At 68.0% G+C, this 17,526-nt stretch carries 6 protein-coding genes; 4 read left to right on the forward strand and 2 right to left on the reverse strand.

Translation table 11 applies throughout. The features are described from left to right. Positions 1 to 1,027, reverse strand: a 1,027-nt coding sequence (locus ACZ4Z2_RS31015; protein ID WP_468080526.1) for a maltotransferase domain-containing protein, incomplete at its 3' end; no start/stop codon positions are given. A gap of 239 nt (positions 1,028 to 1,266) precedes the next feature. Next, on the reverse strand, positions 1,267 to 2,478 hold the full coding sequence (locus ACZ4Z2_RS31020; RefSeq protein WP_468080527.1) for a S8 family peptidase: 1,212 nt from the start codon (positions 2,476 to 2,478) through the stop codon (positions 1,267 to 1,269). Positions 2,479 to 2,807: 329 nt separating this feature from the next. Between ACZ4Z2_RS31020 and ACZ4Z2_RS31025 the strand changes: the two genes are divergently transcribed. The 4 genes from ACZ4Z2_RS31025 to ACZ4Z2_RS31040 all read left to right on the forward strand — a co-directional run bounded on the left by ACZ4Z2_RS31025 (position 2,808) and on the right by ACZ4Z2_RS31040 (position 17,256). Then, positions 2,808 to 5,429, forward strand: a complete 2,622-nt coding sequence (locus ACZ4Z2_RS31025; RefSeq protein WP_468080529.1) for a glycosyltransferase family 1 protein — start codon at positions 2,808 to 2,810, stop codon at positions 5,427 to 5,429. A 973-nt stretch (positions 5,430 to 6,402) separates the two neighbouring features. Further along, positions 6,403 to 10,083 carry a laminin G domain-containing protein gene (locus ACZ4Z2_RS31030; RefSeq protein WP_468080615.1) on the forward strand — a complete coding sequence of 1,227 codons (3,681 nt, stop codon included), beginning with the start codon at positions 6,403 to 6,405 and terminating at the stop codon, positions 10,081 to 10,083. Between the two features lie 109 nt (positions 10,084 to 10,192). Then, positions 10,193 to 16,834, forward strand: a complete 6,642-nt coding sequence (locus tag ACZ4Z2_RS31035) for an RHS repeat-associated core domain-containing protein (protein WP_468080531.1) — start codon at positions 10,193 to 10,195, stop codon at positions 16,832 to 16,834. Then, positions 16,831 to 17,256 carry a hypothetical protein gene (locus tag ACZ4Z2_RS31040; protein ID WP_468080533.1) on the forward strand — a complete coding sequence of 142 codons (426 nt, stop codon included), beginning with the start codon at positions 16,831 to 16,833 and terminating at the stop codon, positions 17,254 to 17,256. The genes ACZ4Z2_RS31035 and ACZ4Z2_RS31040 overlap by 4 nt, the downstream gene beginning before the upstream one ends. Positions 17,257 to 17,526: the final 270 nt, after the last annotated feature.

Raw genomic sequence — 17,526 nt, forward strand, 5'->3', positions numbered from 1 at the left:
GGTCGAAGTCGTCGAGGGTGCCGAGGTCGGGGTGGACGGCGTCGTGGCCGCCCTCGGGCGAGCCGATGGCCCAGGGCACACCGACGTCGTCGGGGGTGGGGGAGAGGGTGTTGTTGCGGCCCTTGCGGTGGGTGGTGCCGATCGGGTGGATCGGCGGGAGGTAGACCACGTCGAAGCCCATCGCGGCGATCGCCGGCAGCCGCCTGGCCGCGGTACGGAACGTGCCGTGGGGTTGTTCCGCGGTGCCCTCGGAACGGGGGAAGAACTCGTACCAGGAGCCGAACAGGGCCCGTTCGCGTTCCACCAGCAGCGGCAGCGGATCGGAGGAGGTCACCAGCTCCCGCAGCGGATGCCGGGCCAGGACCTCGTCCACCTCCGGCGCCAACGCCGCCGCCAGACGGGACGCGGCGGGCTGCTCGGTGTCGCGGAGCGCCTCCACGGCGGCCAGGACGACACCACGGTCGCGTCCGCCCTCCGGGACCCCGGCGGCGGCCCGCTCGTACAACCGCGCGCCCTCCTCCAGGACCAACTCCGTGTCGATACCCGCCGGGACCTTGATCCGGGCGTGATGGCGCCAGGTGGTGACCGGGTCGCCCCACGCCTCCACCGCGTACGTCCACCGGCCCTCGCTCGGCGCGGAGACCGTGGCGCCCCAGCGGTCCGTGCCGGGGGCGAGTTCCCGCATCGGCGTCCACGGGCCCGGACGGCCCTCGGGGTCGGTCAGGACGACATTGGCGGCGACCGCGTCGTGGCCCTCGCGGAAGACGACCGCCGAGATCTCGAACTCCTCGCCCACGACGGCCTTCGCCGGTCGGCGGCCGTGATGGACGGTGGGCCGTACGTCCAGAACCGGTATCCGGCCGACGGTCGCCGTGTCCGGGGGTGAGGCCGACGGCGCGGGCGGACCCGTGTGCGCCCGGCGTGCGGGGCGCGCGGCGCCGCTCGCGGTCGCCGCCGCGGGGGTGCTGGTGTGCGCTGTGGTGGTACTGGTCGTCGGGGGTGCTGACGAGTGGTGCGTGGCGGGCATGACCGCTCCTGTCCGCGTCAACGTGGGTGGGCGGATGAGGGTGTGGGGAGGTGGGGCCAGCGGGATGTACCGGTGGAGCCTTCCCACACAGTGCGGGTGAGCATTCCGGCACTTTGTTAACTACTCAGGCGTATGTCTACACACAAGACCGGCCTCGTCCGAGGGGGTCGAGGCCGGTCACTCTAGTCGCTTTGGGTAAAGGGGCGTTCACCTGTGGTGTTACAGGGGATTACGGGTACCTAGGGGACGGCGACCTGGAGGATCCGGTCCGGAGAGCCCGGAAATCTGTCCTTGACCTTGCCCGAAACCGCACCCCGCACCAGCGATCCGGCCACCTGCGCCGGTGTCGCCCGGGGATGGTCGGACAGATACAGGGCCGCAGCGCCCGCGGCGTGCGGCGCCGCCATCGACGTACCCGAGTAGGTGGCCTCCCCGGTGTCGCTCCGGTGCGACGCGGAGGTGATGGACACACCCGGCGCGAACAGGTCCAGGCCCGGGCCCCAGTTGGAGAATCGGGCCCGGTTGTCCTTCTTTCCGGTGGCCCCCACCGTGATCGCCTGTTTCACCCGGGCGGGTGAGTAGAGCCCCGCGGCGAGGCCGTCATTGCCCGCGGCGACCGTGTAGGTGACCCCCGACGCTATGGAGGCGCGTACGGCCGCGTCGAGCTGGGCGTTGCCGCGGCCGCCCAGGCTCAGATTCGCCACCGCGGGCTTCCGCGCGTTCCGGGTGACCCAGTCGATCCCGGCGATGACCTGGGCCGTCGTCCCCGCCCCGGCGTCGTCGAGGACCCGCACCGCGACCACCTTCGCCCGCTTGGCCACCCCGTACCTGGTGCCCGCGACCGTCCCCGCGACATGGGTGCCGTGTCCGTTGCCGTCCTGCGCCCTCCGGTCGTCCTGCACGAAGTCCCAACCGTAGGCCGCCCGGCCGCCGAAGTCCTCGTGGGTGATGCGGACGCCGGTGTCGATCACATACACGGTGGTGCCCTCGCCGCCCCTGTCCGGCCAGGTGTAGCTCTTGTCGAGCGGCAGTCCGGCCTGATCCAGACGGTCCAGGCCCCAGGACGGCGGGTTCCGCCGGCCGCCGTCGTACCGGACCGCCGTGTCCTGGACGACGGAGGCAACCCGCGGATCCGCCGCGAGCAGTCTGGCCTGTTTCTCACCGGCGCTCACGGCATAGCCGTTGAGGACCGAGCTGTACATGTGGCGTATTTTCGCCCCGTACTTCCGGGCGATGCCCTTCCCCTCCTTCGACGGGGCCTCCGTCCCCGCCCTGAGGGTCACGAGGTAACTGCCGCTGACGGAATCCGCGCCCCCGGCCCCCAGGACCCGCCCCTCCGGAGCGGCGTGCGCCGGGGCGGGAACGGCCGATAGCGCCACGGCCGTGACCACCGCCGCGAGGCCCCCCATCCAGCGCGGACGCCTGTTTCTCGCCTCTGCCCGATGCTGCATGGATGCGGACCCCCTCCTCGGTCGGCCGGTACGCCACCCGGCAGCCTCTCGTGCGGGGTGAAGCGCCACAAGGCCGCACAGAGGGGCGGAATCGGCCATACCGCCCGAGGGGGACATGGGTGGGCCGCGACGAATTCCGGACTGAACACCCCCGACCGGACTGCGCGGCCGGGGGGCCGGGGTACGGATGCGCCGTAATTGCATACCGAGGGACACGCCGTGCTTGCCGACCCGCCCGCCCGCGCCGCTACCGTCGTGGTGACGAACGGTCGCACGCAACAGGTGCGTCCCCCTGGCCCGTACGTCCTGGCGTGAAGGTGGAATCCTCTGTGAAGGCCATCCGCAGGTTCACCGTCCGACCCGTCCTCCCCGAAGCCCTTCACCCGCTCAGCGATCTGGCGCGCAATCTGCGCTGGTCCTGGCACGCGGAGACCCGTGACCTCTTCCAGTCGGTCGATCCCGAGTGCTGGGCCGCGTCCGGCGGCGACCCGGTACGCCTGCTGGGCTCCGTCTCCCCCCGGCGCCTCGCCGAACTCGCCGAGGACCGCCGCTTCCTGCGCCGGCTCACCGTGGTCGCCGACGACCTGCGCGACTACGTCAGCGGCGACCGCTGGTACCAGACGCAGACCTCGGAACCACCGGCCGCCGTCGCCTACTTCTCTCCCGAGTTCGGCATCACCGCCGCGCTGCCGCAGTACTCCGGCGGCCTCGGCATCCTCGCCGGCGACCATCTGAAGGCCGCCAGCGACCTGGGCGTGCCGCTCATCGGCGTCGGCCTGCTCTACCGGCACGGCTACTTCCGGCAGTCGCTGTCCCGGGACGGCTGGCAGCAGGAGCACTATCCCGTGCTCGACCCGAACGAGTTGCCCCTGGTGCCGCTGCAGGAGAACGACGGCTCCCAGGCCCGCGTCGACCTGGTGCTCCCCGCCGGCCGCCGGCTGCACGCCCGTGTCTGGCAGGCCCAGGTGGGCCGCGTACCGCTGCTCCTGCTGGACTCCGACGTCGAGGAGAACGACCTGGGGGAGCGGGGCGTCACCGACCGGCTCTACGGCGGCGGCAGCGAACACCGGCTGCTGCAGGAGATGCTGCTCGGTATAGGAGGTGTCCGGGCGGTCCGTACGTACTGCCGCCTCACCGGCCACGCCGAGCCCGAGGTCTTCCACACCAACGAGGGCCACGCCGGTTTCCTCGGCCTGGAGCGCATCGCCGAGCTGTGCGACCAGGGGCTCGACTTCGACGCCGGGCTGGAGGCGGTCCGCGCCGGCACCGTCTTCACCACCCACACCCCGGTCCCGGCCGGCATCGACCGCTTCGACCGGGAACTCGTGGCCCAGCACTTCGGCCCCGACGCCGAACTGCCCCGGATCGACGTCGAACGCATTCTCGGCCTGGGCATGGAGACGTACTCGGGCGGCGACCCGAACGTCTTCAACATGGCGGTGATGGGACTCAGGCTCGCCCAGCGCGCCAACGGGGTGTCGCTGCTGCACGGCCAGGTCAGCCGGGAGATGTTCTCGGGCCTGTGGCCGGGCTTCGACGCGGACGAGGTCCCCATCACCTCCGTCACCAACGGCGTGCACGCCCCGACCTGGGTGGCGCCCGAGGTCTTCCGCCTCGGCTCCCGGCAGATCGGCGCCGAACGCACTGAGGACGCCATGACGGTCGGCGGCTCGGACCGCTGGGACTCCGTGGCCGACATCCCCGACACCGACATCTGGGAGCTGCGCCGGAACCTGCGCGAGCAACTGGTGCTGGAGGTACGGGAACGCCTCGCCGCCTCCTGGCGCCAGCGCGGCGCGGGCACCGCCGAACTCGGCTGGATCGACGGGGTGCTCGACCCGGACGTCCTCACCATCGGCTTCGCGCGGCGCGTCCCGTCGTACAAGCGGCTGACGCTGATGCTGCGGGACCAGGACCGCCTCATGGAGCTGCTGCTGCACCCCGAGCGGCCGATCCAGATCGTCGTCGCGGGCAAGGCCCACCCGGCGGACGACGGCGGCAAGCGCCTCATCCAGGAGCTGGTCAGGTTCGCCGACGACCCGCGGGTGCGCCACCGGATCGTGTTCCTGCCGGACTACGGCATGGCGATGGCACAGAAGCTGTACCCGGGCTGCGACGTGTGGCTGAACAACCCGCTGCGGCCGCTGGAGGCGTGCGGCACGAGCGGGATGAAGGCCGCGCTGAACGGGTGCCTCAACCTGTCGGTGCTGGACGGCTGGTGGGACGAATGGTTCCGGCCGGACTTCGGCTGGGCGATCCCCACCGCCGACGGCACGGCGACGGACGACGACCGCCGGGACGACCTGGAGGCCGCCGCCCTGTACGACCTGCTGGAACAGCGGGTGGCACCCCGCTTCTACGAACGCGGCCAGGGCGGACTGCCCGACCGCTGGATCGAGATGGTCCGCCAGACCCTCACCCACCTCGGCCCGAAGGTGCTGGCCGGCCGGATGGTCCGCGAGTACGTGGACCGCCTGTACGCGCCCGCGGCCCGCGCCCACCGCGCGCTGAACCCGGACACGGCACGGGAGTCGGCGCGGTGGAAGGCGCGGGTGCGGGGCGCCTGGCACCGCGTCAAGGTCGACCACGTGGAGGCGTCCGCGGCCCCGACGAGCACCGCCGAACTGGGCGCCACGCTGATGCTGCGCGTCCGGGTGGACCTCGGGGAACTCGCCCCCGACGACGTCGAGGTGCAGGCGGTGTCGGGCCGCGTCGACTCCGAGGACCGGATCACGGACGCGGCGAGCGTCCCGCTGAAGCCCACCAGCGGGCCCGACGAGGAGGGCCGCTGGATCTACGAGGGCCCGCTGGCCCTGGACCGCACGGGCCCCTTCGGCTACACGGTCCGCATCCTCCCGTCCCACCGCCTCCTCGCCTCCCCGGCCGAACTGGGCCTGCTGGCGATGCCGTCGGAGGAGACGGGGGAGGGGGCGGGGGTGCTGATGCGGTAGCCGGGGCATCCGGTCGGGTGGGTCCCGGCCGGTGTTCGGTTCGCCTTCGCGCCCCGTACGGGTACCGGTACGGGGCGTCGCGGCGTTGGTCGCCGCCGGGTCCCCGGCGTCCTCGGCCAGGGCCGGGACATGGCGCTGATCAGCACGGTCACCGACCGCACCTGGTGAACATCGTGCTCGCCACCGGCGGGTACAGCGTCGCCAGGCATTCCCCTCTTCGCCCGGTTCCGCGGCCCCGGCGCCGCCGTCGAGGCCGAGGACCCGCTGATCGACCCGCCGCTGCTGAGCGACATCACCACCGGCGTCGCGGGCAGCGGCGTACGGGCCGGTCTGGTGAGGTTCGCCTGCGAGCGCACCTCGCCGGACTGGGCCGCGCACCGGATGGCCGCCGTCGTCGCCGTGGTCCACCGGCGCATCGGCGTCTGGCGGAAAGGTCGTCTCTCACCCCTGTGAATCATTACTCCAGGTAATGGAGGGCAAGGGCGAGAAGTTCGGCGGGTGGCGGATTTTGAACGTGGGCGCCACTTGTCGAGCCGACAGTTGAACGTTAATGCGCTAGGTGATCACCTTGATCCGAGTCGCTTTCGGCGGCTCGTCCTTCACTGGAGCACTGCTCGGAGATGGCGCGATCTGATCGCTTCGGCGGCACAATGTGTGCAGAGCGTGAAGGTCTCTGAAGGTCGCGCGTCGCGCATTCCTGGCCGAGAGAGGTTGCTGTTGACGCAGGCGAGGGTCGTCTCTTCAGGTAGTTCGTGGTGCAGTTCACATTGACGTCGGGAACTGATGCAGCGTTGACTCGCCGGAACCTATGAAGGTTCTGTGACTACGGGGTGGGGTTGTGGGTTTGGTGCGGGGGCGCCGTCATTTTCGGGTGGGAAGAAGCCGGTCTCGGCGTTTCGCGGGCGGTATTTCGGCGGCGGTGACATTGCTGTCACTTCTGCCTGCCGTGTCTTTCGCGACATCCGGCGAGGCCATGGCGGATGCGCCGACGGCGTCGGTGACCGGGCAGTCGGCCTCGGGACGCGCCGCTGCCACGGGCGAGTCGGTCGAAGTGCTCTCCGAGCGGACGGAATACACGACGACCGTCGCGAACCCGGACGGCACCTTCACGCTCACACAATCGACGCAACCCCAGCGCGCGCGGGCTGACAACGGCACTTGGCGGGACATCGACCTGGAGTTGGAGAAGCGGTCCGACGGCATGGTCGGGCCGAAGGCAGCTGTGGTGGACGTGGCTTTCTCGGGCGGCAAAAGCGGCTCCCAGCTGCTGCGGCTGGGTCACGAGGGCCAAGAGCTGAGGATGGCGTGGCCCACCTCTCTGCCGGCTCCCACCCTGGACGGCGCCACCGCCACGTACGCGAACGTCCCGGTCGAAGGCGTCGATCTTCAGATGACGGCGACGGCGGAGGGTTACCGCCAGGTACTGGTGGTGAGGTCCGCCGAAGCCGCCACCAGCTCGGAACTGGAGCAAATCAGCCTCACCGCGACGGGCGACGGTCTCAGCGTCGTACCCGGCGAAGGCGGTGGTCTCCGTGCTGTCGACGCCGACGGCAACGCCGTGTTCCGAGGGCCGGCCGGGCAGATGTGGGACTCGGCGGGCGACGACGCGGTGGCCGGACCGCGAACGCAACTGATGTCCACGGCAACCGAGCAGGAGGCGCCCCGGACCGAAGCCGACGACTCCTCGCATCCGGGCGAGGGGGACACCACGGCGGAGCTGCCCGTGGCCGTGGGCGACGGCACCGTGTCGGTGAAGCCGGACCTGGAACTGCTCCGCGGCCCGAAGACCGTCTATCCGGTCTTCATCGACCCGCCGGTGGGGCTGGGTGTGTCCGAGTGGACGAAGCTGTCCTCGGACGGCGACCGGTTCTGGAAGTTCACCGAGCCCAAGGGTGTCGGCCGCTGCGGCGTCGCGGACGGCTATGCCTGCGGTCCCGGCTACACGGATCGCATGTACTTCGAGTTCGGTGCCGGCAAGCTGGCCGGCAAGCACGTACTGGACGCGACATTCCGTGCATTGGAGACCTGGTCGTTCAACTGCACGCCGTACTGGGTGGACCTGGAGCGCACCGACAACATCTCGGAGGGCACCCGCTGGCCCGGCCCCAGGCAACTTGACCAGTTGGGGGACAAGTACGTCTCCGCTGGGCGCGGCGATCTGTGCAACCCCGAACAGCCGAACAAGTGGATCGAGTTCAACGACAACCCCGGAGAGGCCGACGAGAACCTCACCTCCACGGTGCGGGCCTTCGCGGCAGGCAAGTTCCCCCGGCTGACGGTGATGCTGCGGGCCAAGGACGAGACCGAGCCGCGCGCATGGAAGAGGTTCGACAACAACGCCGAGCTCAAGGTCCGGTACGTGCACAAGCCGGGGGTGCCGACCTCCGTCGGTGCGATTCCGGGCACGGGCAGCAAGACAGGGCCGTGCCGTCCCTCGTCAGATCCCATGACCGTGACTGTGGACACGCCATCCATCCACGCGAGGGTGCAGACGCTGGTCCAGCCGGGCGGGGACGAGACGACGCCGGCCTTGCAAGCCGAGTTCGTGATGCAGCGTTCCAGCGACGACATGCGCAAGGGGTCCTGGTCCCAGGTGTGGAGTGGGCACCGTCCGGAGGACGGCTGGGCCACTGACGGGGCCCTCGAGACGATCACGACGAGCAAGAGGGCGGACGGAGGGCTCTACCGATTCCGAGCCCGCACCCAGTCCCACTGGAGCTACGACAACAGATCCGGCGATCTGTTCTCGCCATACTCGTCCTGGTGCTACTTGAGGATCGATTCGACAGCTCCCAAGGCGCCGACGATCGCGTCGGGCGGGCCCTACAGGGAATGCACGGCCAATGACTGCGCCTCCAACGGTGCTCCTGGCACTCCCGGAACGTTCACCTTCCGCCCGAACACGGCTGACAAAGATGTGAAGGCGTACCGCTGGCGCTTCCTGTCCACGGGCGCCAGTGCGGTCAAGCAGGTGAATGCGGCCTCGACCAATGCGCCGGTGACACGCAAGGACATCGCGCCCGGACTGTCCGGCACGCAGACATTGGCGGTCGAGGCCAGTGATCTGAAGCTGGACAAGGACGGCCGCGTGCGGTGGGGCCCGCCGGCGGAATTCGTCCTCAAAGTGGGTCTGCCCGAGGGGCCGTCCGGCCGCTGGCGCTTCGACGACGGCAAGCCGGGATCTGGTGTGACGGTGGCCAAGGACAGCGGCGAAGCCGGCACACGCCACAACATCGTTCTGCGTGACGACGCGGGCACCGGATGGTCGACGATGGGCCGCCGTGGGGCAGGCGACTACTCACTGTGGCTCAACGACAGCACCGACCCTGCCAAACAGACGGGCTACGCGTCCACGGATGGGGCTGCCGTCAACACCCAGGACTCGTTCACCGTGTCGGCGTGGGCGTATCTCACGGACGCAGCCGAGAACAGGACGGTCCTGTCCGCGCCTGGCGACCAGGGCTCCGCGTTCACCCTGTACTACTCGTCCGCGTACAAGAAGTGGGTCTTCAACCGGACCGACCAGGACAAGAAGGACCCCGTCTACATTCGCTCGGTGGCGGATGAGGCGAACCCCCCGTTGCGGGTCTGGACTCATCTGGCCGCGGTCTTCGACACCCAGCAGGACGTCGACAAGAACAACGACACCATTCAGCTCTACGTCAACGGCAAGCCGCAGGGCGAGCCCGTCGTCCTGTCCAAGGCGGCCGCCACGTACACGCCCTGGGCCGCCGACCGGAACCTGATGCTGGGCGTCTCCAAGGTCGACGGTGCCTTCGGCGAGTACTTCCGGGGGCGTGTCGACGAGGTCGCGGTGTGGCAGGAGGCGCATGAGCCCGAGCAACTCCGAGAGGAACACCAACTCACGACGGACGAGGTGCCGACCAATGAACTGGTCGCCCACTGGGACGCCACGATCTCGTCGGGCACACAGGTCACCGAGAGCCCCGAGGATCCCGACGACCCGGCCAGCACGTCGTTCCCGTACCGCCGCGGCGGTCTGAAGCTGTCCGGTACCGCCCGGCTGACGGGTGAGGACGCCACGGCTCTCGTGCTCGACGGCAGCTCCGGCTACGCGTCGACGACGGGACCGGTGATCGACGAGACCGGATCCTTCACCGTGTCCGCCCGCGTGCGTCTCGACAGGGCGCTGCTGAACGCCAAACCGGTCGGCTATCGCGGACTGGTCGTCGGCCAGGCGACCGGGGCGGGCAAGGAGTCCTCCTGGGCGCTGTGGGTGGAGAAGATCGAGGGCGGCGCCTATGAGTGGAGGTTCGGTCGGACAGCCGTCGACTCGACGGGCAAGGTGGTGGGGACCGCGATTGCTGTCGCTCACGAGACCATCGGCGACCACGAGTTCGACACGTGGGTCGATCTGACCGGTGTCTTCGACACGACGAGGTCGTTCAGCGCTGCTGATGGAACACAGCGTTTCGGGGTGTCTCAGCTGTTCGTCGGTCAGTTCCCGCAGAACGCGGAAGACGGCGGCCTCGAAGCCGACCAGCAAGGCACGGGCGCTCTGTCGGTCGGCCGGGGCACGGCGAACGGGACCACAGGGCATCACCTGCCGGGTGATGTGGCGAAGGTCCGCGTGTGGGTCGGCGCGATGACCAACGACCAGGTGAAGAACCAGATCACTGATCAGTCCACCTGACCGCTCCGGCGCTCCGCGCCCTCCCTGCCTTCTTCGGCCTCGTCGGCCTCCGATTCACAACAGCGTGCGGCCGCTCCCACGTGGCGCGGCCGCCGCCAGGAGACTTGTCATGAACCAGTTCATCGCGGGCCCGCCCGGAAGCGGGATCGCCACACCTGCCAGGCGTGTGTGGACGCGGCGCGTCGCCGCTCTGCTCGGCTTCGCCATGCTCCCGAGCCTGATGACTCCGGTCGTCTTCGCCGCGGACACCGAACCGCTGGGCAGGCCGGACCTGGAGGCCCCGAAGGCGGCCGAGGTCTCCCCATGGACCGTGCAGACGAACAAGAAGCTCGCGGCGCTCGGCAAGGAGATCGAGGCAGCCAACCGGGCCGCAGTGAAGCGGGGGAACAAGGACCGCGCACGCGCGGTGGACTGGCCCGACCACGGATCGGTGACACTCTCCCTGTCCGGCCGGGGCAAGGCCAAGGGCACCCCTGGCTCACTTCCCGTGACCTTGACCGAGCCGAAGGCCGCCAAGGACGGAAAGCAGCCACGTGCCGCCGACGCGGTCAAGGTCGAGGTCTTGGACCAGAAGGCGGCGAGGAAACTCGGTGTCAAGGGTGTGGTCCTCAAGGTCACCGGACCGCCGACCGGTGGGCGGGCCCAACTCGGCCTCGACTACTCGGCTTTCGCCTCGGCCTACGGCGGTGACTGGGCAGGCCGACTGAATCTGCTCAAGTTCCCCCACTGCCTGCTCGGGGAGAGCGCCAAGGGCACGTGCCGTGCGCCCCAGCCCCTCGCGGCGGTGAACGACCGTGATGCGGGGAAGCTTTCGTCGACGCTGACCTTCAAGAGGACCGACGGCAAGTCCCCAACGATGGTCCTGGCCGTCGCCGCGGGCTCCCAGTCCGGCGCCGGCGACTACAAGGCGACCCCCTTGTCGTCCTCGTCGTCCTGGGAAGCGGGCGGTTCGTCGGGCACCTTCACCTGGTCCTACCCGCTGCGGACCCCGCCTGCCGCGGCGGGCCCGGCGCCCGACCTGTCGATCTCGTACGACTCCGGGGCCGTCGACGGCCGTACCGCGAACTCGAACAACCAGGGCACGCAGGTCGGCGAGGGCTTCGACCTCACCTCCTCCTACGTCGAGCGCAAGTACGGTTCCTGCGACGACGACGGCCAGAAGGACAAGTTCGATCTGTGCTGGAAGTACGAGAACGCGTCCCTGGTCCTGAACGGCAAGGCCAGTGAGCTGGTCAAGGACGACACCACCGAGAGATGGCGTCTGAAGAACGACGACGCCTCCAGGGTCATTCACTCCTGGGGCGCGGACAACGGTGACGACGGCGATGCGAACACGGACCCCGACGGCGACCCGGTGACCGACGACGGCAAGGGTGACGGCAAGGGCGAGTTCTGGACGGTCATCACCGGGGACGGGACCAAGTACGTCTTCGGCTTGAACAAGCTGGACGGAGCGGGCGCGGACGACCGCACGGAGTCCGTCTGGACCGTCCCGGTCTTCGGGGACGACTCGGGTGAACCGGGCCACAGCAGCGGCAGTGGCTTCTCCGGTCGGGACAAGAAGCAGGCGTGGCGATGGAACCTCGACTACGTCGAGGACACCCACGGCAACGCCATGAGCTACTGGTACGAGGCCGAGCGCAACCACTACGACATGCTCGGCGACGACACCACCGGCACCGAGTACGTGCGCGGCGGATACCTCAAGGAGATCCGTTACGGCCAGCGGAAGGGAGCGCTGTTCTCCGCCACCCCCGCCGCCTCCGACAAGGTCGTCCTCGGCTACAGCGAGCGGTGCATCGCGACCGGCAAGGGCTGTGACTCCCTCACGGAGGACACCCGCGACAACTGGCCCGACGTACCCTTCGACGCGGTCTGCAAGAGCGGCGACAAGTGCACCGGCAACACCGGGCCCTCGTTCTTCACCCGCAAGCGGCTGACCGGCGTCACCACGTATGCCTGGGACGCGGCCGCCACCACTCCCGGCTACGCAGCCGTTGACGCCTGGTCCTTTCAGCACAGCTACCCGGACCCGGGCGACACGGGTGACTCCGCCGACCAGTCCCTGTGGTTGAAGCAGATCCAGCACACCGGCAAGCGCGGCACCGATCTGGCGCTGCCGCCGGTGACGTTCGAGCACACGCTCCTCACCAATCGTGTCGACGGCCAGCACGACAACATCCTCTCCTTCGACAAGCCGCGCCTGAAGAAGATCACGTCCGAGGCCGGCGCCGAGACGGTCGTGTCGTACATGGAGGCCGACTGCGTCCACGGGCAGGCCATGCCGAAGGTCGACGACAACGACAAGCGGTGCTACCCGGTGTACTGGGCGCCCAACGGCGAGAAGACCCCGATCCTCGACTGGTTCCAGAAGTACCCGGTCAACTCCGTCACCACCTCGGCGCCCCACGGTGGCAAGGAAGCCGTCCAGCACACCTACCGCTACTCCACCCCGGCCTGGCACTACGACGAAAACCCGTTCGTCCCGGAGAAGGAACGGACCTGGTCGCTCTGGAGAGGCTTCCAGCGCGTCACGCACGTGACGGGCACCAGCAGCACCGATCAGCTGAAGACGACCACGGTGTACATGCAGGGCATGAACGGTGACCGGGTCCTCGGCTCCGACAACAGGACGCCACACCCGGACAACCGCAAGTCGGCGTCGGTGACGGGTATCTCGGCGGTAGCGGTCACGGACCGCGACCAGTACGCCGGATCCGTCCGCGAGACGGTCACCTACAACGGCTCCGAGGAGGTCTCAGGAACCGTCAACACCATGTGGTCCAGGAAGACCGCGGTCCAGCACAAGTCGTACGCCGACACCGAGGCCTACATGGTCAGGGTCGCCGACTCCACCGACCGCACCCGCGTGACGACCACGGGCACCGCCGTCGACCGTTCCCGTACGACCGCCTACACGTACGACGACCACGGCATGGTCAGCACCACGGAGGACCAGGGCGACGGGGCCGTCACCGGCGACGAGAAGTGCACCCGCACCTGGTACGCCCGCAATGCCGACAACGGCATCAACTCCCTGGTGTCCCGCACCCGCACGGTCGCCAGGACCTGTGCCACCGCGGACTCGGCCCTCGACCTGCCGGCGGACAGCAGCCGGCCCGGTGACGTCGTCGCGGACGCGGCGACGATCTACGACGACGCGACGGCCACGGCATGGACGGCGTCCCAGAAGCCGACGAAGGGCGAGGCCGTCTGGACAGGACGCGCCAAGTCCTACGGCAGTGACGACGCCCCGGCCTGGCAGAAGATGGCCACCACCACGTACGACGCCCTGGGCCGCCCACGTACCGTCAAGGACACCCACGACAAGACGGTGTCGGACACGACCTACGTCCCGGCCGGCACCGGCCCGCTGACGTCCAGCAGCGCCACCAACATCAAGGGCCACAAGACCACCACCCGCGTGGCGTTCGCGACCGGCGCCCCGGTCACTGTGAGCGACCCCAACGACAAGATCACCGAGACGGAGTACGACAGCCTCGGTCGTGTCACGAGCGTCTGGCTGCCCAACCGATCGAAGGCCCGCAAGCAGACAGCGAACTTCGTCTACGCCTACAACATCAGGAACTCGGACCTGTCGTGGGTGTCGACCGGCGCACTGAGGGGTGACGGGACCGGCTACAACACCACCTACGAGTTCTACGACAACCTGCTGCGCCTGCGCCAGGTCCAGACTCCCACTCCGGTCGGTGGCCGCCTCGTCTCACTGACGCTGTACGACAGCCGGGGCCTGGCGACCAGCGCGCAGGGAGACATCTGGGACGACAAGTCGGCCCCTTCCGGTTCCGCGGTCCAGACCGAGGGCAGCCAGGCTCCGATCCAGACCGACACGACGTACGACGGTGCCGGCCGCGCCACGAAGACGGTCACGAAGACGCATGGAGTGACCCGCTGGAGCGTCGACACTACGTACACCGGGGACACGGTGATGGCGACCGCTCCCTCCGGCGGTCAGGCCACCGCCGTGGTCACCAACGCGCTCGGCCAGACGACCGAGCGTCGTGAATACGCCGGCCCCAAGCCGACCGGCACGGACTACACCACGACCAGGTACACGTACACGGACGCCGGACAGCAGGAGACCATCACCGGCCCCGACAAGGCCAAGTGGTCCTACACGTACGACCTGTTCGGTCGCCAGGTCACCGCCACGGACCCCGACAAGGGCACGAGCAGGACGACCTACGACTCCCTCGACCGCGTCGACAGCACCTTCAACACCGAGGACGCGGACAAGAAGCTCCTCTACGGATACGACGAGCTGAACCGCAGGACCGGCCTGTGGCAGGGCGAGAAGAAGGACGCGAATCAGCTCGCGGCCTGGACCTTCGACTCGCTGTACAAGGGACAGCTCGACACCGCGGTCCGTTACGACGGCGGCCTCAGCGGCAAGGCCTACACGAAGAAGATCATCAAGTACGACCCGATGTACCAGGTCATGGAGAACCAGCTTCTCCTGCCCAAGACCGACGAACTGGTCGCGGCGGGCGTGCCGGAAACCCTGAGCTTCGCCACGGGGTACCGCCCGGACGGCACGATCAGCATGGCGTCCCAGCCGGCGGCGGGCGGCCTCCCCTCGGAGTCCGTCGAGTACACCTACGACGCGACCGGCCATCAGCTCACGTCCAGGGGCACGAGTGGCTACCTGCAGGGGGCGACGTTCTCGCCGCAGGGCGACCTCACACAACTCGCCTTGGGCAAGAGCGGGGCGGACACGGCGAAGAAGATGTTCCTCAACTGGGACTACGAGCCGGGCACACGCCGTCTGACCCGCGCCCACGTGACCGACGACGTCCACGGCTACATGCCGCAGGAACTGAAGTTCACCCAGGACGACGCCGGCAACGTCACCTCGATCTTCGACGCTACGACCCAGGGCGGCACGACCAAGCCCGACTACCAGTGCTTCACCTACGACGGCCACCGCCGCCTGACCGAGTCCTGGACTCCCAAGACGGCTGACTGTGCCGCCTCAGGCCGTACGGTTTCGAACCTCGATGGCGCGGCCCCCTACTGGACGTCGTACACGTACACGGAGGCGGGTCAGCGCAAGACGGAGACCAAGCACTCCGGCACCGGCGACAGCACCACGACTTACACGTACGACGACACGTCCGACGCCGGCGACAAGAAGCCCCACACCCTGGACAACACGACTGGTGCCAGGAGCGCGACGTACGACTACGACGTGCACGGCAACACGACGTCCCGTCCGGGACCCGCCGCTCGGCAGAGCCTGCTCTGGAACAGCGAGGGCAAGCTGGTCAGGACGACCGAGGGCTCGGGGCAGACGAACTACCTCTATGACGCCGACGGGGAGTTGCTGATCCGCCGTGCCAAGGGTGACGGCGACACGATCCTCTACCTCGGCGGCATGGAGGTCCGCCTGACGGCGAAGGGCACCACCAAGACCCTCTCCGGCACCCGCTACTACACGGCCAACGGCCAGACGATCGCGGTCCGCACGGCGGCCTCGGGTACGTCGGGTACGAAGCTGAGCTTCCTGGCCTCCGACCACCACGGCACGTCCAGCCTCGCCATGGACGCGACGACGTACGCGGTCACGAAGAGGTACATGAGCCCGTTCGGCGCCTCACGCGACCTGAAGCCGGGCGTCACCTGGCCGGACGACAAGGCGTTCCTGGGCAAGCCGACGGACGCAGGCACGGGCCTGACCCACATCGGGGCGCGCGAGTACGACCCGCTGACGGGCCAGTTCATCAGCGTGGACCCGATCATCGCTTTGGACCAGCATCAGTCGCTCAATGGCTACTCGTACGTCAGAAACAACCCTGCCTCGTCCTCCGACCCCACGGGACTCATGGATCCTGGTGGCGCCGACTGCGGTCTCACAGGAACCTGCAATGTCGGCAGCGAGCCCAAGCACATCAAGAACAATCCCGCTGGTGTGCTGCGGGGCGGCGGTGGGACGACCACGAAGAATAGTGGTGGAACGGCCAGCACCAACAGTGGCGGGCACGCCAGTAGCGGTGGTGGCGGGGCGAAGCCAGGCCCTGGTGACCCAGACGATGGCTGCGGTTCCTGGGGCCCGCTATCCGGATTATGCTCCGGCGTTGGAGAGACGTTTTACGGGATCATTTCGAATGTTCCCCACATGGCGGAATACGGTGGATGGATCTTTGACGGTGACTGTCGAAACGGCGGGGGTCCCGGCGAGCCAGGATGTGACTATGGTGCCCAGTTCGACAACTGGATAGCGAGTCAAGGCTATGATATTTCCAGCGACTCCTACCAAGTCCCTAGTGCCCTAGCAGCAATCTTCGGGAGCGGCAGGAACGGGGTCTTTGCTGCGAGGCCCAATACCAGGTCGGGCAAGCCTACCTACGGTGATCGGAACGCAAGGGATCGTGCGGGTTCCCTCACTGGAAAGACCACTACGAAAACCCACTGGGCGAGAGCTGAGGTGACACGCGACGGGCAGTTGGTCGTGACCTACTCTCTAAGGAGTGGCAGTATGATCCCTGGGGAGAGTCAGTCTTCGAGTCACACCGAAGCCCGTGTCATCCGGATGTCTGGGGCCACCAGCATGGATATCAACGGTGATCCCTACTCGAAGCTGGCACCCATCAACCGAGGCGACACGGTTACCATTCACGGACTGAACCCTCCATGCCCCTCCTGTCAGGGAAGGATGCAGAAAGCGGCACAGGAAATGGGGGTGACCTTTGTGTACAAGAGCAGCGGTAAGGAATGGAGTTGGAGTGGATGAGTAACATTTCCCCCTATTGGGAGATCGCTGCGCTGGTGGTCGGGGAAGAAGTTCCCGGTGTGACTTTCTCGGTCTTCATAGGTGACGGGGACGACGCGGCGGAGAACGGTTATTACTTTGATCTCCAACGTTTCCTGGACGAGCAACCGGACGAGCAGAATGTCAGGAACGGAACGGATAGCTACTGTGTCGTGAATGAGAGTGGAGGGGTTCACTATGGCGGCCTTAAAGGAGTATCTCTATTGCCTGGACTCCTGACTCTAAGATTTGATGACGAAGCCGTTGAGGTGCTGAGCTTGCCCTCCAATCTTATTCCGCTGGGGATTGCATCGGGGGTTGACCTCAATGAGCTGAGGGTCGGACTCCAACGCGTCCTCACGTACGGAAATCCGCAAAAACTGCCGAGGTTGAATCTAGGGTGATCGAGTTTCGGAGTTGGGGATTAATCACAGGGTGACTGTAGATTCGCGGTGACCTCACAGGTGAATTTCCGTTCTGGATGATTGCGCGACCACACGCAACGAAGCTCCGTATGTGGAGGCACCCTTTTTCCCCTGAGGGCGGCCAGTGTGCACTGGTCGTCGTGGGGGAGGACGGTCCAGAAAAGAATTACAGATGATTGACAGGGTCGCTCACCGCGCAGACCCAGTGGAGCAGGCGTCCCACTGGCAGACTGAGGCTACGCCTACAGG

Source organism: Streptomyces sp. NPDC030183 (genome assembly GCF_055573455.1).